Here is an 18,333-nt window from a genome sequence, read left to right as displayed (position 1 = left end):
AAGGATTCGCCGATGTTGACCTATCTGCTGCGGCGTTTGCTGCTGATGATCCCCACCTTGCTGGGCATCACCGTACTGGTGTTCAGTGTGATGGCCATGTCGCCGGGCGGCATCAGCGCACAGACCTTGATCGGCGGCATGGACATGAAACCGCAAGAGAAACAGGCTTTGCTGGACTATTACAATAAACGCTACGGCTTAGATCAACCGGCGCCGGTGCAATATCTGCGCTGGCTGAATAATGTCTCGCCGATCGGTTTTGTTAGCGACTCCCAAGGTCAGCGCGGCGAATTTTCCTTCAGCAAGGGTATGGATCTGGGTACCAGCTTTCAATACGGTCGGCCGGTGTCGGACATCCTGGCCGAGCGCATCCCGATTACTTTGCTACTCAATCTGGTCACCCTGCCGTTTACCTATATCATTGCCATCATGGTCGGCATGAAGGCCGCGACCCAACGTGGCAGCGCTTTCGACTTGGGCGCCGGCATGTCAATGTTGGCCTTGTGGTCGATTCCGACCATGTTGGCCGGCGTCTTACTATTGGGTTTTTTTGCCAATGTTCAGTACTTTCAATGGTTCCCGACCGCCGGCATCAGCAGCCGGGAAGCGCAAGACATGCCGTTCCTGCCGTATTGGGACGAGGGTGGCTTCGTGCGCGGTTTCTTGTTGGATAGAATCTGGCATCTGATCTTGCCGGTGATTTGCCTGTCCTACGGCGGCTTTGCCGCGCTTACCAAACTCACCCGCACCTCGATTCTGGAAAACCTGCACGCCGATTACGCCCGCACCGCCCGCGCCAAGGGCCTTGCTGAGAATGATGTGCTGTGGAAACACGTATTCCGCAATAGTTTATTGCCTTTGATAACCGTCTCTGCGGGTTTGCTGCCCAGTTTGTTGGCCGGCTCCTTGATCGTCGAAAACATATTCAGCATCAACGGCATGGGCCAATTGGCGGTGGAAGCCGTGAAAGGCCGCGACCGCGAACTGGTGTTGTCGATCACCTGGATCAGCGGCTTTCTGACGCTGATCGGCTATCTGATTGCCGACTTCTGTTACACCCTGGCCGATCCGCGGGTGAGTTATGACTAAGTCCGTGAGCAGTCGCGAATCTTTTTCTGCGCGGATCTGGCGTAAAACCCTGGCCGGCGTCGGCGTCAAATTCGGCTTGGGCTGGGTAGGGTTGTTGGTGTTTTGCGCGGTGTTTGCGCCGTTTCTGGCTAACTCCATGCCCTTGCTGATGAGCAAGGGCGGTACGATTTCTGCGCCGGTGCTGGAATATTTGTCCGTAGAAGACGCTTGGATCCTGGCTAGTTTTTTCATCGCCCTGGCGGTGTTCCGGCTTAACATCGACGGCGGAAAACAGATTCTGTTGTTTTTATTGGGTAGTGCGTTAGCGGCGCTGCTGGTCAACAGCTTCGTCAAACCGCCAGTGCTGGTGATTTACGACGATTTCCGCGGCCCCGCTTACACGCAAGTGGATTGGAAAATCATGCCGCCGATACCTTATGCGCCGGTCGATTATCTACGCGACTTGGGCAGCAAGGGCCTGGAAGCGCCGTTTGCCACGGAAGGCCATACTCACCTGATGGGAACCGAAGAAAACGGTGCCGACGTCTTAAGCCGGATGATCCACGCCTGCCGGATTTCCTTGAGCATCGGCCTGATTGCGTCGGGTATCGCCTTGGCCATCGGCATCGTCATCGGTGGCTTGATGGGCTATTTTTCCGGCGTCGTCGATATGCTGGGCATGCGCCTGGTGGAAATCTTCGAAGACATCCCAACCTTGTTCCTGCTGCTGACTTTCGTGGCCTTCTTCGGGCGCAGTCTGTACATGATGATGGTGATCATCGGCGTGACCGGTTGGTCCGGATACGCGCGTTATGTGCGCCAGGAGTTTTTGAAACTGCGCAAACAGGATTACGTACAGGCGGCGGTGGCCAGCGGTTTGCCCCTAAGCTCGATCTTGTTCCGGCACATGCTGCCCAACGGCGTCGCGCCTTTGTTGGTGGCGGTCAGCTTTGGCGTGGCCGGGGCGATTCTGTCGGAAGCGACCTTAAGCTTTTTGGGCTTGGGCGTGGTCGACGCGCCATCCTGGGGGGCGATGCTGGATCAGGCCGTCAAGTCATCGACCTTTAACTGGTGGATGGCGGTGTTTCCCGGTGGCTCGATCTTCATGACCGTGTTTGCCTACAACCTGATCGGCGAAGCGTTTCGGGATGCCATTGATCCGCGCTTGTCGGATAAGGCCGGGGTCAAATCATGAGCCAACCCTTGCTGGAAGTCCGCAACCTGCGCACTTATCTAAGGTCCGGCGGCGGCGAAGTTAAAGCGGTGGACGACATCAGTTTCAGCATCCCCAAGGGCGAAACCTTTTGCCTGGTCGGCGAATCCGGCAGCGGTAAGTCGGTTAGCGCCTTGTCGGTGATCCGCTTGTTACCGGACGGTGTGGCTTCGCATCCCAGCGGCGAGATTTTGCTGAACGGGCAGGACTTGCTAACCCTGGACGATCCGGGTATCCGTGCGGTGCGCGGCTTAAAAATCGCCATGATTTTCCAGGAGCCCATGACCTCCTTGAACCCGGTGATGAGCATCGGCGAGCAAATCACCGAAGCGCTGCAATTGCATCATCCCGATATGGACGACGCTGAAGCCACCGAGCGGACTATCAAGGCCTTGGAGCAGGTGCAAATTCCCAACGCCGCCAGCCGCTTTCGCGACTACCCGCATCAACTCTCCGGCGGCCAACGCCAACGGGTGATGATCGCCATGGCCTTGGCCTGCGAGCCGCAATTGCTGATCGCCGACGAACCCACCACTGCATTGGATGTGACGGTGCAAGCCGAGATTCTAAGGTTGATGCGTAAACTCCAGGACGACACCGGCATGAGCATGCTGTTCATCACCCACGATTTCGGCGTCGTCGCGCAAATGGCGCATTGGGTGGGGGTGATGCAGCAAGGCAAACTGGTGGAAGTCGGCACGTGTAAATCCGTACTACGCAACCCTCAGCATCCCTACACCCAACAATTGCTGGCTGCGGTGCCGGAAAATCTGGCCAAGCCGGTTGTCGAGCCTGCGCAAGATCAAGACCCAGACCCAGTCGACGACGAAAGCCTGAGTGACAGCGATAAAAAACTGCTGTCGGTGCTGACGCGCGCCGGTTTACGTGGAAAGTCTAAGCAGTCTGTTTGGCTGGCCAATACGCTCGGCGCGCCGCCAAGTGCAGATGAACAACCCTTGCTGCAAATCCGTGACCTGAAAGTCTGGTTCCCCATCAAAAAAGGTTTGTTCCGGCAAACCGTCGATTACGTCAAGGCGGTAGACGAGGTATCGCTGGATATTCCGCGCGGCGAAATCGTTGCTTTGGTCGGCGAGTCTGGCTGCGGCAAAACCACCTTGGGCCGGGCGGTGTTGCAACTGGAATTACCGACAGCCGGCAGTATCCGCATCGACGGCCAGGAACTCACCGGCTTGTCTGCGCGCGAACTGAGGCCGCTACGACGCAAGATGCAGATTGCCTTTCAAGACCCGCAATCCTCGCTCAATCCGCGTTTGCTGGTGGAAACCACGCTAACCGAGCCGATGAAGGTACATGGCATTGGCTCCAATCACGAACAGCGCATCGAACTAGCTGGGCAACTGCTGGAAGACATGCAACTCAGCCGCGAATCGCTATGGCGCTACCCGCATGAATTCTCCGGCGGCCAACGGCAGCGTATCGGTTTGGCGCGGGCTTTGGCTTTAAATCCGGAGTTTGTGGTGTGCGACGAAATCACCAGCGCGCTGGATGTGTCGGTACAGGCGGAAATTCTGCAATTGCTGCTCGATATTCGCCGCCGGCGGAATCTGACCTTATTGTTTATCACGCATAACATTGGGGTGGTGGAGTATCTCAGCGATCGGACGGTGGTGATGTATAAGGGGAAGATTGTAGAAGAAGGTTTGACTGCGAAGGTTTGTGGGGCGCCGGAGCATGCTTATACTCAGAGGTTGTTGGCGGCGGTGCCGAGGTTAGTGGTATAGGGGAAGCTGGCATGATATTTAGAAACTTTTTAATCACTTATTAGCCATCCTCACGACTTGCTACCAATGAAGCTACCTTTCGGACCTATAATTGTTACCCGCGGAAAGTTTCGAGGGCGAATCGGGCTCTACGATGACGATGCAGACACTGGCCGTAGTTCTATTGGGGTAGTAAAGTTTTCCTCGTTCGGGATATCGCCCTACTACCATTGCATTCCCCTTTCATACCTTGCTGAGCCAAATACACAGCAGCTATTCCGCCGTAGAGAACAACTATTTTGGTTACTTAGTCCGCTCAAGGGCAATTCGGTTGAAGGGGATATCCGAGTTGATGCACTTGAGGAGCTTCACCTGGTTGACAGCATTCTCGGTGATCGTTTGTTTGCCGCCCGTCTCACACAGAGTGAGCGCGGCGCGAAACTCTTTCTCTCACATTCCTCAAAGGACAAAGGATTTGTGCGTGGTCTTGCTGTCGACCTAAAGCATATTGGTCATCAGGTGTGGCTTGACGAGTGGGAAATCCTCATCGGTGAATCAATACCCAAGAGAGTAGCCGAAGGTCTAGAGGATTCAGATTTCGTAGCAGTTGTTTTGTCCAAGAGTGCGGTTGAGTCGCGATGGGTGGAGAACGAATGGCACAGTAAATATTGGGATGAAATCAATCAAGAGCGAGTAGCTGTCCTGCCCATACTGATAGACGACTGCATGGTCCCAACGCTTCTGAAGACCAAGAAGTATGCTGACTTCAGGGGTGACTACGCTGACGCATTAGAAGAGCTTTGTCACGCAATTTCTCGACACATACATACATGATCTCAACCGGCTGGCTAACCCATCATTCCACCGGACCTAGCACATAGGATGTGCTGAACAAAGTGAAGCGCATCGGTCGCGAGATCGTTCACATCGTGTTGAATTGCCACGCTTTATTTTAATGTCGGGTCTCGGCCCGACAGCCGAGATACTTTTCTTTGCTTGTCCAAAGAAAAGTATCCAAAAGAAAAGACACCCGGATGCCGCTTATATCCTGCGCTCCTCGCTTTTGAACGTGGTTGCCGAAAGGGGCTTCCTGCCCCTTCGGCAACGCGCCGCATCCCTGCGGCGCCCCTAACGGGCTGCTCACTCGGTACATCCATGTACCTCGCCCTTCGGGTGCTGCGCATGCAAATCGGCTATCCTGCCGATTTGTCCATCCAAAAGCTCCGGTGCTCGGCGCGGCATACGGGAAAGGCCGTAAGGCGTAATTCGTAGGGCGTCAATAGGCGTAGCCGTATTGCGCCGTATGTCGGCTTTAAATTATTCGGCGCATTACGCTATCGCTAATGCGCCCTACAAAACTTCGGGTCCTACGCATGCAAGTCGGCTATCTTGCTGATTTGCTCGTTCAAAAGCTCCGATGCTCGGCACGGCATACGCGAAGAAAACCACCCCGATAAAACCATAGGCAGGAATAATCGTAAGCGTTTCCGGCTTTAGTCTGCGACTCGGCATTGCTCCGGTTTCCCATCTTTGAAGGACGGCGAGATACTGATCGGTTCGGTCAAACCTTTCATCAGCAGCAGGTAAGCTTGCTGGTCGATACACACCTTATTCAAGGCCGTAAGGCGCAATTCGTAGGGCGTCAATAGGCGTAGCCGTATTGCGCCGTATGTCGACTTTAAATTATTCGGCGCATGACGCTATCGCTAATGCGCCCTACAAAACTTCGGGTCCTACGCATGCAAGTCGGCTATCTTGCTGATTTGCTCGTTCAAAAGCTCCGATGCTTGGCACGGCATACGCGAAGAAAACCACCCCGATAAAACCATAGGCAGGAATAATCGTAAGCGTTTCCGGCTTTAGTCTGCGACTACGCATTGCTCCGGTTTCCCATCTTTGAAGGACGGCGAGATACTGATCGGTTCGGTCAAACCTTTCATCAGCAGCAGGTAAGCTTGCTGGTCGATACACACCTTATTGAGTTTCCAGGTTCGGAGTTGGCCTTGAAGATCGATGTGTTCGATACTGATCTGCTCCAGCGGCAGGGAGCGGGCTTCTGGAGGCTTGGCGTAGCTAAGTTGGGTGATGGCGGCTAGTAATGTACCAAAAATTAATTTTCTCATGGGTGGACTCCGGGGTAAGTTTCAGAACAAGGCCGTAAGGGGTTAATAGACGTATCCGTCATGGGCCGTCTGTTGGTGTTAAATCATTCGGCGCATGGCGCTATCGCTGATGCGCCCTAAAAGAATTCGGTAGGCCGGACTCGATTTTTGTAGCTGCGCGGGTTGAACATTCGAGCGCCAGATATCCGGCTTTGGTCGCTTGGTGGTTTGAATTCGTCGGCGGGAAACCCTGCTTGGTTATCCTGGCATTTCTTCTAAATGCGTCGAGTCTTTTTCTCCACGGTTCTCCAAAATAACTCGAGCTATCTCGCCGCGAGCTTGTTAATTGGCGTAATTTTGTGCAATCGTTGGGTTCTGAGCGATAACGCCCCACAAATTTGTCGAATGCTGCGCTTCGTGAACGCAACCATCGGTGTGGACACGCCAATTGAGCCATCCTGGTGCAAAACAGCCGGATTTTGGTTGTATCTGGTGCAAATCTCCCGGCGTTTTATCGGCTGCCATTCGCATAAGTCCATAAAAATCAAGGCGTCGGCTATTTGGCATCAACTTTGCTCTACTTAGATTGTGTTGTTACTCCTACCTGTTCTCATGTGTGGACGTGGCGCTCTGTTTGGTCGAAGTTCTTCGGACAGGCAGGGCGCATTTTTTTGCCCGAGATAAATCTCTCCCGTATTAGCCAACCCGCACCAGCTCTGCTCAAAATTTACATTTCAAATGATACTTCTGTACCCGGTAGCGTAATGTTTCCCGGGTGGTGCCTAGCATCCGCGCCGCGCCGGTGACGTTGGCGTCATTACGGTTTAGCGCTTCCTGGATGATGAATTTTTCCATTTCGTGCAGACTGATGCTGCCGTCCAGCGGAATGAACACGCCTTCCTGATTGACTTTGGCGTTGTGTGTGGCCGTCGTCGCTTGCGGGGCTTGTAGCTGCAACCATTCCACCGGCAAATTATGATCGTTGGACAACAACACGCAGCGCTCCAGCACATTGTGCAGCTCGCGGATATTGCCGGGCCAATCGTAGCTTTTCAGCATCTGCCAGGCTTGCTCCGGAATGTGGCTGACCGACTTGGCCGATTTGCGATTGCATTCGGCGATGAATTGCGGCACCAATTGATCCAGGTCCTGCTTATGTTCGCGCAGGGCCGGCATGCGGATGTTGATGACGTTTAAGCGATGATACAAATCGCGGCGGAACAAGCCTTCGGCCACTTTTTCCACCAGGTCCAGGTTGGTGGCGGCGATGATTTGGACATCGATGTTTATCTCGGTTTCGCCGCCCACCCGGCGGATGCGTAGATCTTCCACGGCTTTTAACAGCTTGCTTTGCAAATCCAGGTCCATTTCACCGATTTCATCCAAAAACAGCGTGCCGGTATGCGCTTGCTCGAACAGGCCGCGATGGCGTTTTTTCGCGCCGGTAAAGGCGCCGGCTTCGTAACCGAATAATTCGGCTTCCAACAATTCGCGCGGCAGGGCCGCGCAGTTGATCTCCACCAAGGGTGCCGCGGCGCGGCTGCCGGAATAGTGCAGAATGCGGGAGATCATGCCCTTGCCGGTGCCGGTTTCGCCGCTGACGATCAGGCTGGAGAAGGGCACGTTGGCAATTTGTTTCAGCATGGCCCGCAGCTGGTTCATGGCCGGGCTGGAGCCGATCAAACTGTCGATGCTGTATTGATGGTTTTGCGACGCGGTTTGTTGTTCCAGGCGGCGTTGGGCGCGAGCGCTACGGGCGGCGCCTTCCACTAACAGATTCAAGCGGTCCAGCGAGCAGGGTTTTTCGATAAAGTCGTACGCGCCCAGGCGCACCGCGCGCACCGAATCGGCGACGCTGCCGTAGCCGGTCAGAAACACCCATTCACTGCTGCCGATTTCCGGTTTGAGTTTCTCCAGCAAATCCAGCGCGTTGCCGTCCGGCAGGTTCATATCCGATAACACCACCAGCGGGTCCAGCGCTTGTCCGCTGAGAAACTGTTCGGCTTGTTGCAGGGAATGGGCAATGCTGACTTCCCAGCCACCCTTGCTAAAGTAACGCGCCAATTCGGAGGCTAACAGGGCTTCATCTTCAATAATTAACAGGGTATTGGTCATCATGGTTATGGCTGGTTTGCGAGTTACGGCATTGTATGCGACTTACGGGTATTCGCTGGCGCATTGCTGGAATTTGTGCGGGTGTGTCGTTTCAAATCAAAGGTAAGCTCAGGCTGACCCGGCCGTGGCCGGCGGCATCGTTGTCCAGTTTGAGCTGGCCGCCCAGGTCTTTGGCGAAGCGCTGCACCATCACCAATCCCAAGCCGCTGCCTTTCTCCTTCAAGCTGACAAACGGACGAATGCCTTGCCGCAAAAAGGCCTCATCGAAGCCGTCGCCGCTATCAACCACCGTCAGCGACAGGCGCTGGGCGTCTTGGGCAATAAGCACCGCTACGCTACCGTTGCGGGTGCCGATGGCCTGCACAGCGTTTTGCAACAAATTTAACAGGGCTTGGCGGAATTCGATTTCCGGCAGCATCAAGGAACTGTCGGCTTTGCCCTGCACCGTAAATTGGATTTTATCGGTGGCCTGGTATTTAAATAGCGTGATCAAGTCGTTGACCACCGTATTTACATCGGTAGGCTGAGCGATTTTATTGCCGTGGCGCGCCGAGCTCAGCAGGTCATTCAGGTGGTTGGTCAAGCGTTGCACTTCGCTATGCAATAGACCGATACGCTGGCGCAGATCGGGGTCGATGGCTTCGGACAGCAAATTTTCCAGCGCAAATTGAATAATCGCCAGTGGATTACGCAATTCGTGGGCGGTGCTGGCGGCCATTTCGGTCAAGGCTGCCAAGCGCTCGGCTTTGGCTAGGCGCTGGCTTTGTTCGAGTAAAGCGTGACTGGTCTGCCGCACTTGCTGCTCCAGGCGATTGGTGTAATGCAGATGCTCCTGTTCCAGTTCGATCAAGTGCTCGACCAAATGATTGTAGCGGTCGAACAAGTCTCGCAAGATCGGGTCGGCCGTTTCGCGCGTGATCGGCTGCTTCACGCCTTCTGCCAGGCCGGAGAGCAGGTCGCGTAAGGCATCCAGCGGCTCCAACACATTGTTGCGAAAGAAATAATGGCCTATCCAAAACAGCAGCAGCGGCAAAATGACCGCAAGTTGCAGTTCCAGTTGACTGTCGTCTTCAACCCCGATCAACATTTTTTCTTCTTCGTTGGTTTGTCTGTCCAATACCTGGCGGATCATATTCACCGAATCGATCAGCGCCTGCGCGTCGCCGTTGCTGGCGGCGGCGAATTTGGCTTGCAGGGTGTTCAAATCGACCGAGACCGTGAAATCAGTGCCGTTGTTGTGGGCTTGCAGTAAATCCAGCAGTCGATCTTGTATGTCATTCAGGTGTTCGGCCGACAGGTCAGGATTGCTGCGATGCAAGGCCAATTGGGATTGCAACTCCAGCAACTCGAAGATCGTTTCTTCCAAATGGTGGCCTTTACCAATGTCGGTTTCTATGGTCTGGATGCGTTGATGATTGCGCCAGGTCAGGCGGCCAATGGCCAGCAGTTCGCCGATCACCAATATGCTCATCACGATCGTGACGAAAATGACCGGACGTAGCAAAAGTTTTAGCATATTCGAGATCTCAGGTTGTTGACGGCCAAGCGCAGCGCCAGTTTGCGGGCAGATCCTTTCAAATTTTACGCCGACTCAAGGGATGATTATCAAATGTCTTGCGTACCTGCCGCCAATGCGCCAAAACCTGTTCGATACGGTTGCCGTCGTTGGGCTTGAGTAGGGTAAAGCACTCGCTGCTGCGTACGAAGGCCGACAAAAAATCGCCCATGATGCGTTGCTGAGTTTTGTATTCGGCCAGCGCAGCCCGCTTTAAATCAATTTGCGCGGGCGATAGATTGACGCAAGCTCGGCTATGGCCGCGCAACGGCAAATCAGCGGGCAATACCAGCGGTTGATCGCTCCAGTCCTGTGGAATGCCCCAGTTTGAGCCGGTAGGCCAGCCGTGTTGCCAATGAATCAGATAGGCCAGCAATTTGGGCTGTAGGTGTGGAGTGGGGTTTTCCAATAGCCACTGATGGACGGCCAGTAAGGTAAACATACCCAAGCCGGCATGGTCGGAATCGTTTTCCATCACATCCGGGAAGGCGATAATCGTCGGTTTGGTATCGCGCAGGATGGCTACCAGCTCGTTGAGTAGATCCTGGCCGTCTTGGGCAAGTCCCCGATCTTCGGATTCTCGATAGGGGACGTGGTCAAAGCCGGTATATTCGGAGCGCATCGGCTGGTTGCGCCGCCAATGCGAGATTAACGCCGAGTAGATACTGCCATCCGAGAATCCGAGTAAATCCAGATGGATAAAACCATTGCCGAGCAGCTGAGCCGCGCGCCGCGACTCTTCCAACCGCTTTTCGCCAAAGTCCAGATAATCCGCTGCCGATGGGTTGCGCTTCCCGCTATCCAGCATCACCGCGCCGACGTAAGCATCGCCGGCTGTGACGACTGAGCTGCGCACTGTGCCGCCTCGGGCTAAAACCTGTTGGCTGAGTCCGGCAGCGCTTAAACTTTCATCGTCGGGATGCGGCGCCAGCACCAGTAGGCGTTCACCCTCGCCAATTGCCAAAGATTGTTCCGCGACGCTAATGTGCGGAGTAAGCAGTAACAGCAGACAAAGGCTTAGATGTTTTAAAGAGGGGGCATGGGAACTCCTGAAGTTTTGCCTAGAACTCAAAATGCGCTCTGACGCCATAGACATCAACCGGCCCACGATCCGCGTTGTAGGCGGGGTTAGCGATGTGCTGATAGTCCAGGGTCATCCAGGCGGAGGGCAGCAGGCGCAGTTTGTAATAAATATCCACCACTTGCTCGGGCCGGTAACGCAGATTGCCGTCACCGATAAAACCGTCCACACCGCCCAGGCGCAAATACTCGGCATGTCCGGCGGAAATCCAGCTGCAAGCGTAAGCGACTCCGAGAGCATCGTAATGCCGGCCCCAACTGTCGCCGCCGATTAAGCTGCCGAAGGAGAGCGAGCGATCCGCCGAGGTATAGGAATACACTTCGGTTTTGCCGTCGCTGACCATGCCGCGTAAAAATACGCCGACACCATCAACTAACTGTTGCTCGATGTTGATGCCTATGCCTATTTTGACGTTGGCTTTGCGGACCCAGCATAGATCGGGGGCGCTACTGTTCGTAGAGTCGTAATTAAAGCTTGTGCAAGTAGCGGCGTTTTGCGCCGGATTGGCCTGGTAGGCGGCGATGGCCTCGTCCCAGCGTCCCATCCGTTCGCGGTTCCGATAGGCTAAGAGTCTGACGGCACCCGGTTGCTTGAAAAGCTCATGGCGATGCTCAAGTTCCATTTGGTCTCCGTAATATTTGAACAGCCGAAAATCCAGCGGCAAGTCGTTCGGATTTTGCGGTGTGGCGAAGCGACCCAATCGAAATGTCCAGTCGTCAAAATAGTATTCCGCTGCCAACCCCACGCTATAACCGCGGGCGTCGGCTGCAAAGTCGTAAGCGGCGTTGGTCAGAAACGCCATATTCAGAAACTGCTGGCGTAAGTCGGCGGCATAGCTGTTTTTATCGAAAATATCCAGGATGCTGAGATTGCCGCCGGTGATCACCAACCGCCGGCTGTCGGCGCTGCCTGCCAGTTGCAGTGGGCCGGAGCTCACCGCATGGCTGTCGCCACCCAGATTAAAGGTCTGTTTTAAGTAGAAACGCGATTTATACCAAGTAGCGCTCACCGAGCCGGACTTTTGCAATTCAAAGTTTTGGATGCTGCCGCCCAGACCTTTCAGGTCGGACAAGGGCAGTTCGGAAATCATCTCCGGCGCCAAATAAATTTCGCCGCCTTGCCAGGCTTTCAAGCCAAAATAGGCGGTGACGGTGCCGGTAAAGGCGCGCTCGGCATTGGGCAGCAGCGAATGCGGGGTGCCGTTGAGGTTGGTGTATTGAGCAGGGAAGGCCGGTTTCCAGCTGGATATGTAAGTGGCCTGACCATAGGCATTCCAGCGTTCGTCGGCCGTATCGTGCAGGTCGTGGTCGGCCAGCAGCTGCATAAAGGAAAAATTACCGTCTTTAGAGTCATCGATTGGTTGCTCGGCCTTGGCGTTGGCCACCCAGAGCAGCAACGCCACTGTTACAGCGCAGCTATTTGCGACGACGGCTCGAATGTCCATAGGAATCAACCCAAATCCTTATCCCGTTCGCCGCTGCTGACGCGGCCGCCTTCCAGCACGTCCAGAATATACACCTTGCCGTCACCATGATGCCCGCTATGGGCCGTGCGCAGGATGGTTTCGAAAATAATCTCCACTAAGTTGTCCGGTGAGAAAATCTCCAGACGCTTTTTCACGAGAAACGGTTTGTAATCTTGCGAGTGTTCAGTGCGCTCGCGGCCGAAGCCTTCGCAATCCATGATCGACATCCCCGGAAAACCCGGTATTTCCAGTAATGCCATCGTGATCTGGCTGAGCTTGTGCGGCTGCACGTAGGCGCGAATTTCTTTCATAGTAGTCCCCTAAAGCTCGTCAGGCTCGGCAAAATAACGATACAAAGCGGGTAGCAAGGTTAAGGTCAAAATCGTGGCGGTGATCAAGCCGCCGATGATGACAATAGCAAACGGTTTGGCGGTTTCCGAACCGACGCTGGTGGACAGTGCAGCCGGAAATAAACCCAGCATCGCCATTAAGGCTGTCATTACTACAGGCCGTAAGCGGCTTACGGAGCCGTTGACGATGGCATCATGCAGTTTTTGGCCGTCCCGGCGCAATTTGTTCAATTGCGAGACCAAAATCACGCCGTTCTGCACCGCAATCCCAAACAAGGCAATAAAGCCGACGGCGGCGGACACGCTTAGGTTAATGCCGGTAGCCAATAGAATCAGCAAGCCGCCTATCATCGCAAACGGCACGTTCATCACGATCAGCAAGGCATTTTTAACCGACATGAACGCCCAGAACAGCAACACGAAAATGAGTCCCAAACTAATAGGCACGATGATGGCTAAACGTTTCATCGCCCGTTGTTGATTCTCGAACTGGCCGCTCCAAACGATGTGATAGCCGGGCGGCAAATCGACTTGCGCAGCGACTTTTTGTTGGGCCTCGGCCACGAAGCTGCCTTGGTCGCGGTCGATTAGGTTACATTTGATGGCAATTCGCCGCATATTGTCTTCGCGGCTGATACGGGACGCACCTTGGTTGATTTTGATGGTGGCCAGCTCGGAGAGCGGAATGCGTTGGCCGGTTGGGGTTTGCACCGTCAAACTTTCCAGATTGGCCACCGAATTGCGGGCGCTATCCTCGTAACGCAAGGTGATGTCGAACCGGCGTTCGCCCTCCAGAAACTGCGACGCCGCCTTGCCGCCCATGCCGATTTCCATCACCCGTTCCACATCGGCGACATTGATGCCGTAGCGGGAAACCTTGGTCCGGTCGATATCCACGATCACTTGCGCCAGGCCGGCCTGCTGTTCGGCGGCGACATCGGTGGCCCCCTGTATGCCGGCCAGGATATGCGTGACTTGATCGGCTCTGTCCTGCAAGGTTTGCAAATCGCTACCAAAGATTTTGATGGCGATTTCGCCCTTCACGCCGGAAATGGCTTCTTCGACGTTGTCCTGAATCACCTGGGAAAAGTTGGTGAGTATGCCCGGAAAAATCGCCAGCGCCTTGTCCATGGCCTGCACCAGATCGTCTTTGCGTTTGTAACGCCAGGTATCCTTGGGCTTTAAATCGATCAGCACTTCCAGGTTGTTGAAACCTTTGGGATCGGTGCCGTCTTCCGGGCGGCCCAGCTGGGTGATGATGGTTTTGGCTTCCGGAAAGGTTTCCAGGGTTTCGCGCACTTGCTGTTCCAGTTGTTTGGCCGTGCTCAGCGATACGGGCGTCGGCAGCGTGATGGTCAGCCAGATATTGCCCTCGTCGAGTTTGGGCATAAACTCGGTGCCGATTAGTTTTACAGACATGAAGCTCAGCACCAGCGCGGTGATCGCGCTAATAAACACCGTTCGCGCATGCCGTAATACCCACTCCAGCACTTGACGGTAACGATGTTCCATCGCATGCACCAGCGGATTGTGTTGTTCTGCCAACTTAGGGCCCAGTAGATAGGTGAGCATGGCCGGCATGAAGGTTAGGCTGAACAGCATGGATGCCACCAGTGCAAAGCTCAGGGTGTAGGCCATCGGCGAAAAAATTTTGGCTTCCACGCGCTGGAAGGTAAAAATCGGCAAGAAAGCAATGATGATAATGGCCTTGGAAAACAGGATGGGCCGGCCCATTTCAGTGGCGGTGGTGAGCAGCGATTGCCGCAGATGGCGAATATCGGCGTTGCGTTGCAAATCCAGCGTGACTTGCACCATCACGGCTTCCACCAATACCACCGCGCCGTCAACGATGATGCCGAAGTCGATGGCGCCCAAGGAAATTAGATTGGCAGAGATGCCGCCCAGATCCACCAAAATGAACGCGAACAGCAAGGAGAGCGGGATAATCAGGGTCACCAGCAGCGCCGCGACGAAGCGCCGCAAAAATACCAGCAGGATAATCAGGATCAACACCGCGCCTTCTATCATGTTGTGTTCGACGGTATGGATGGTGTGGCCTACCAGTTCGGTGCGATCATAGAATGGTGTGATCTTCACGCCCGGCGGTAAGCCGAAGTCGTTGAGTTCCTTGATTTTCTGTTTCACCCCATCCAGCACGTTGACCGCGTCGCGGCCTTTGATCAACAACACGATGCCCTCGACCACATCGTCGCGCTGGTTCATGCCCACCATGCCATTGCGCGGCTGCGGCCCAACGCTGATGTCCGCGACGTCTTTGATGCGCACCGGTACGCCGTCGTTGGTGGTGACGACGATTTCGCCGATTTCTTCCGCTGACTTTAACAAGCCGGTGCCGCGCACCACCAGGGCTTCGTCGCCGTGTTCGATGTAGCCGCCGCCGGTATTGGTGTTGTTGGCGGCAATCGCCTGAAACACCTGGTTCAGGTCGATGCGATAATTTTTTAAGCGGTCCGGCTTGGCGGCGACTTTGTATTCCTTCACGCCGCCGCCGAAACCGACCACGTCGGCAACCCCCTGCACCGAGCGCAAGCGCGGCTCGATGATCCAATCCTGCAAGGCCCGTTGCTCAATCAGTGGCAGATTTCTGGCATCGATCACGTAACGCAAAATCTCACCGACGCCGGTGGATAGCGGACCCAGTTGTGGTTTGGCTTCGTCGGGAATCTCGGCATATTGCAGACGCTCCAGTACTTGCTGGCGCGAGAAATAATCTTCAGCGGTGTCATCGAAAGTCAGTGTTACCACCGAAAGGCCGAAGATGGATACAGAACGCATATTCAACAAATGCGGCAAGCCGTTCATTTCCCGTTCGATGGGCAGCGAAATCTGTTTTTCCACTTCTTCCGGCGCTTGGCCGGGAAACTGGGTGACGACCTGCACAAAGACGTTTTGTACGTCCGGAAAGGCTTGTACCGGCAAATTTTCGAAGGCGATGATGCCGGAGACGGCAATCGCCAAGGTGGCACCGATCACCATCAGCCGTTGTTGCAAACAAAACGCGATAAGACGCTCGATCATGATAGGGTCCTGGGTAAGGCGTTAGGGCTGATGGGTACTTTCGGTTTCGACTTCTTCTTCGGCGCGCAGCATCAGCGCGCCTTCTGTCACCAACTGCTCGTTGGCGTCCAGTCCTTGCGTGATGACCGCCCGGTCTTTCAAACGCAAGCCGATCTCGACCCGGCGTTGGCGGTAGCGGTTGTTATCCAGGGCGGTGAAGACATAATCGGCATCGCCTTCGGTAAATACTGCGGTCAATGGAATCACGAAAGCTTTGTCGTCCGCAGTGCTTTCCACGTTGATGGTGGCATACATACCCGGTAGCAGGCGGCCATCCGGATTGTCTAATTTGCATCTGACTTGCACGGTGCGGGTGGTTTCGTCCAGCACTTGACCGATGTACTGCACCGTCGCCGTAAAGGTCTCGTCGGGGTAGGCGGGTACCGACACGGCGACTTGCTGCCCCAGTTTGATTTTGCCGATGTTGACTTCAAACACCTCCATCAGCACGGTCAAATGTTTGAGATCCGAAACCACAAACAAGGGCGTATCCAAATCCGGGCGTACTTCCATGCCCGGATTGACGTTGCGTTCCACGACGATGCCTGGCAGTGTCGCCCGCAGCGCGAAGCGGCCGTCGGCTTGGCGAGCGGATAAGTGCAGATTTTTCAAGCGGTCGGTAGCGCGTTGCAGGTCGCTGCGGGCGCTGCTCAAATCGCTCTGCGCTTGTTCCAGCTCCTTGCGGGAAATGGCTTTGCCGGCGTACAGTTCCTGTTGCCGATCGAAAGCATGGCTGGCGAGGGTGACCGCTGTTTGCGCCTTGGCGAAATCGGCTTCCGCATCGGCGACATCCGGGCTGTCGAGTTCCAATAAGGTCGAGCCAGTCTGCACCGGCGAGCCCAGCGCAATCGGCGTGGTGACAACCCGGCCGGCGACGGGCGAACTGATGCGCGAGGTCAGGCTTTCGTCATACACGATTTTGCCGGCCAAAGGTTCCAGCAAAGGATGTTGTGACAAGGTTAAATGCGCAGTTTTGACGTAGGCTTTTTTCGGCGAGTCGGGTGCCAGTGTGACTTCGCCAGCCGGTGCCGCGGGTTTGGGGGGCGTGGTAGCCTTGTCGGTGGGCTCGGAACAGGCCGCCAATAGTCCGCCAGCCAACAAGCAAGCACAGAGTAAGGGGAGACGGGTAAGTGGTTGCTTAGGTGTTTTCATGTCGATGCGTGGTTAGGGCAATTGAGTGGGCGTTTGGGTGGCATGTTCAATGCCGGTTTCCTCGCCCAAGGCTTTGACCAAGTCGTAATAGGCATTGGCGCGGTTGATCATGGTCTGGCTGTAATCGCGCATCACATTTTTATAGCTGCGTTGCGCTTCGATAAAGTCCAGTACGCCGGTAGCGCCCTTGCTGTAAGCCAGTTCCGCGCTGTTGCGCACCGCCAATGCGTCATTCAGCAAACCGCTTTGGAAACGCTGGACGATTTTGTCCGCGCTATTCCAGGTGGCTAGAGCATTGGCGACATCGTTACGAATGCTCAGTTCGGTTTGTTCCACCGCCAGTTGGTTTTGGTTTAAAGCCACCGCCGCCTTGTCGGATTGGCCTTGATATTGATCGAACACTGGCACCGGTACGCTGACGCCGACAAAAAACGAATTGAGTGCGTTATTGCTGGGGTCGCGCGCATAGCCGGCATTGACGGTGACATCCGGGTATTTCAGGCGCCTGGCCAATTCCAGTTCTCTTTCGGCCTGGGCGGCCCGTTGTTTGTCGGCCAGTAAATCCGGGCGTTGTTGTAGGGCTTTGTTCATCAACTCGTCTTTGGACAGGTTTTGGCCGATGTCCTTGATGTCCGGCCATTGCTCCTTGGCTTCGAAATGCAGGCTGTCGTTCGGCCAGCGCAAGATCACCGCCAAACCGGCTTGCGCCTGTTCTACGGCGGTTTGCGCAGTATCCAGATCGGATTGCGCGCGCATCGCTTCCATTTTTACCCTTAGAAAATCGGATTCGGCTATATCGCCGCTGTTCATTCTGAGCTGGTTGGCTTTGGCAATGGTTTGGTAATGATCGACTATTTCCTGCGCCAACCAGCGGTTCTTTTGCGCCAGCAGCAGGTCGTAATAGGCGTCTTCGACCATGTTGGAAAAGATGCGCACCGCATCGCGGAAGTCGCTTTCCGCCGCCTGAGTGGCGAAGCCGCTGCTTTGGATGCGCAGGCCGCGTTTGCCAGCTACTTCAATTAGTTGGCTGAAGGAAAAATATTCGGCAGGGCCGCAGGACACGTTGACATCGTGATTGCAGCCGCTGGCATTGGAGCCCATATTGGGCCGGTTGCTGATTTCGGAAATCTGCACGCCCAGGGTCGGATTGGGCATCGCCGCGGCAATCACCGCATCGGCGAGGGATTGGTCGATGTTGTATTGCGCGGCGATCAAATCCAGGTTGCGCTGATAAAACAGCGTCAGCGCCTCGTCCAGGGATATGGGGACGTTTTGGGCGTGGACCTGGAAAGTCAGCATAGCACCCAGCAAGCCGAGTGCCGCACTGTAGATGATACGTTTAGTTTGCATGGTCTATCCCGGAGTTGAGCAATTGGTCTGCTTGGTAAGCACTCAAAGCAAGTAGTCTGCCAAAGCCAATTTGAGATCGGCAG

General features: G+C 55.1%; 15 protein-coding genes. 4 read left to right on the top strand and 11 right to left on the bottom strand.

Annotated features, from left to right (window positions below; genetic code table 11):
* Positions 1 to 12 precede the first annotated feature (12 nt).
* From DDY07_RS13780 to DDY07_RS13765, 4 genes are all read left to right on the top strand, one after another.
* Positions 13 to 1,089, top strand: a complete 1,077-nt coding sequence (locus tag DDY07_RS13780; protein WP_171696281.1) for an ABC transporter permease — start codon at positions 13 to 15, stop codon at positions 1,087 to 1,089.
* Positions 1,082 to 2,263: an ABC transporter permease gene (locus tag DDY07_RS13775; RefSeq protein ID WP_171696280.1), complete on the top strand. Its 1,182-nt coding sequence runs from the start codon at positions 1,082 to 1,084 to the stop codon at positions 2,261 to 2,263. The genes DDY07_RS13780 and DDY07_RS13775 overlap by 8 nt, the downstream gene beginning before the upstream one ends.
* On the top strand, positions 2,260 to 4,023 hold the full coding sequence (locus tag DDY07_RS13770; protein WP_171696279.1) for an ABC transporter ATP-binding protein: 1,764 nt from the start codon (positions 2,260 to 2,262) through the stop codon (positions 4,021 to 4,023). Before DDY07_RS13775 ends, DDY07_RS13770 begins: the two co-directional genes overlap by 4 nt.
* 66 nt (positions 4,024 to 4,089) lie before the next feature.
* Positions 4,090 to 4,836, top strand: a complete 747-nt coding sequence (locus DDY07_RS13765) for a toll/interleukin-1 receptor domain-containing protein (protein WP_171696278.1) — start codon at positions 4,090 to 4,092, stop codon at positions 4,834 to 4,836.
* Positions 4,837 to 5,495: 659 nt separating this feature from the next.
* Here the strand turns inward: DDY07_RS13765 and DDY07_RS13760 are convergent.
* The 11 genes from DDY07_RS13760 to DDY07_RS13710 form a co-directional block, all read right to left on the bottom strand.
* On the bottom strand, positions 5,496 to 5,648 hold the full coding sequence (locus tag DDY07_RS13760) for a hypothetical protein (protein WP_171696277.1): 153 nt from the start codon (positions 5,646 to 5,648) through the stop codon (positions 5,496 to 5,498).
* A gap of 213 nt (positions 5,649 to 5,861) precedes the next feature.
* Positions 5,862 to 6,125 carry a hypothetical protein gene (locus DDY07_RS13755; RefSeq protein ID WP_171696276.1) on the bottom strand — a complete coding sequence of 88 codons (264 nt, stop codon included), beginning with the start codon at positions 6,123 to 6,125 and terminating at the stop codon, positions 5,862 to 5,864.
* A gap of 321 nt (positions 6,126 to 6,446) precedes the next feature.
* Positions 6,447 to 6,629, bottom strand: a complete 183-nt coding sequence (locus DDY07_RS13750) for a hypothetical protein (RefSeq protein WP_171696275.1) — start codon at positions 6,627 to 6,629, stop codon at positions 6,447 to 6,449.
* Between the two features lie 195 nt (positions 6,630 to 6,824).
* Positions 6,825 to 8,219 carry a sigma-54 dependent transcriptional regulator gene (locus tag DDY07_RS13745; RefSeq protein WP_171697796.1) on the bottom strand — a complete coding sequence of 465 codons (1,395 nt, stop codon included), beginning with the start codon at positions 8,217 to 8,219 and terminating at the stop codon, positions 6,825 to 6,827.
* A 91-nt stretch (positions 8,220 to 8,310) separates the two neighbouring features.
* The gene (locus tag DDY07_RS13740; RefSeq protein ID WP_171696274.1) at positions 8,311 to 9,735 is read right to left on the bottom strand and encodes a sensor histidine kinase; all 1,425 of its coding nucleotides are present in this window, start codon (positions 9,733 to 9,735) and stop codon (positions 8,311 to 8,313) included.
* Positions 9,736 to 9,793: 58 nt separating this feature from the next.
* On the bottom strand, positions 9,794 to 10,738 hold the full coding sequence (locus tag DDY07_RS13735; RefSeq protein WP_171696273.1) for a PIG-L deacetylase family protein: 945 nt from the start codon (positions 10,736 to 10,738) through the stop codon (positions 9,794 to 9,796).
* 97 nt (positions 10,739 to 10,835) lie between these two features.
* A complete protein-coding gene (locus DDY07_RS13730; RefSeq protein WP_253734484.1) occupies positions 10,836 to 12,299 on the bottom strand; it encodes a carbohydrate porin in 1,464 nt (487 codons plus the stop codon).
* A gap of 5 nt (positions 12,300 to 12,304) precedes the next feature.
* On the bottom strand, positions 12,305 to 12,631 hold the full coding sequence (locus tag DDY07_RS13725; RefSeq protein ID WP_171696272.1) for a P-II family nitrogen regulator: 327 nt from the start codon (positions 12,629 to 12,631) through the stop codon (positions 12,305 to 12,307).
* A 9-nt stretch (positions 12,632 to 12,640) separates the two neighbouring features.
* Complete coding sequence (locus tag DDY07_RS13720) at positions 12,641 to 15,709, bottom strand: efflux RND transporter permease subunit (RefSeq protein WP_171696271.1); 3,069 nt, start codon at positions 15,707 to 15,709, stop codon at positions 12,641 to 12,643.
* Positions 15,710 to 15,730: 21 nt separating this feature from the next.
* A complete protein-coding gene (locus DDY07_RS13715) occupies positions 15,731 to 16,900 on the bottom strand; it encodes an efflux RND transporter periplasmic adaptor subunit (RefSeq protein WP_171696270.1) in 1,170 nt (389 codons plus the stop codon).
* 12 nt (positions 16,901 to 16,912) lie between these two features.
* A complete protein-coding gene (locus DDY07_RS13710; protein ID WP_171696269.1) occupies positions 16,913 to 18,250 on the bottom strand; it encodes a TolC family protein in 1,338 nt (445 codons plus the stop codon).
* Positions 18,251 to 18,333 lie beyond the last annotated feature (83 nt).

Source organism: Methylomonas sp. ZR1 (genome assembly GCF_013141865.1).
In the GTDB taxonomy this organism is placed as follows: Bacteria; Pseudomonadota; Gammaproteobacteria; order Methylococcales; family Methylomonadaceae; genus Methylomonas.
The sequence above is the reverse complement of the archived record's forward strand: the minus strand, read 5'-3'. Positions and strand labels throughout refer to the sequence as shown.

Coding starts and splice junctions, on each gene's coding strand:
- DDY07_RS13780 (WP_171696281.1), top strand. CDS start 13: ATGTTGACCTATCTGCTGCGGCGTTTGCTGCTGATGATCCCCACCTTG.
- DDY07_RS13775 (WP_171696280.1), top strand. CDS start 1,082: ATGACTAAGTCCGTGAGCAGTCGCGAATCTTTTTCTGCGCGGATCTGG.
- DDY07_RS13770 (WP_171696279.1), top strand. CDS start 2,260: ATGAGCCAACCCTTGCTGGAAGTCCGCAACCTGCGCACTTATCTAAGG.
- DDY07_RS13765 (WP_171696278.1), top strand. CDS start 4,090: ATGAAGCTACCTTTCGGACCTATAATTGTTACCCGCGGAAAGTTTCGA.
- DDY07_RS13755 (WP_171696276.1), bottom strand. CDS start 6,125: ATGAGAAAATTAATTTTTGGTACATTACTAGCCGCCATCACCCAACTT.
- DDY07_RS13750 (WP_171696275.1), bottom strand. CDS start 6,629: ATGGCAGCCGATAAAACGCCGGGAGATTTGCACCAGATACAACCAAAA.
- DDY07_RS13745 (WP_171697796.1), bottom strand. CDS start 8,219: ATGACCAATACCCTGTTAATTATTGAAGATGAAGCCCTGTTAGCCTCC.
- DDY07_RS13740 (WP_171696274.1), bottom strand. CDS start 9,735: ATGCTAAAACTTTTGCTACGTCCGGTCATTTTCGTCACGATCGTGATG.
- DDY07_RS13730 (WP_253734484.1), bottom strand. CDS start 12,299: ATGGACATTCGAGCCGTCGTCGCAAATAGCTGCGCTGTAACAGTGGCG.
- DDY07_RS13725 (WP_171696272.1), bottom strand. CDS start 12,631: ATGAAAGAAATTCGCGCCTACGTGCAGCCGCACAAGCTCAGCCAGATC.
- DDY07_RS13720 (WP_171696271.1), bottom strand. CDS start 15,709: ATGATCGAGCGTCTTATCGCGTTTTGTTTGCAACAACGGCTGATGGTG.
- DDY07_RS13715 (WP_171696270.1), bottom strand. CDS start 16,900: ATGAAAACACCTAAGCAACCACTTACCCGTCTCCCCTTACTCTGTGCT.
- DDY07_RS13710 (WP_171696269.1), bottom strand. CDS start 18,250: ATGCAAACTAAACGTATCATCTACAGTGCGGCACTCGGCTTGCTGGGT.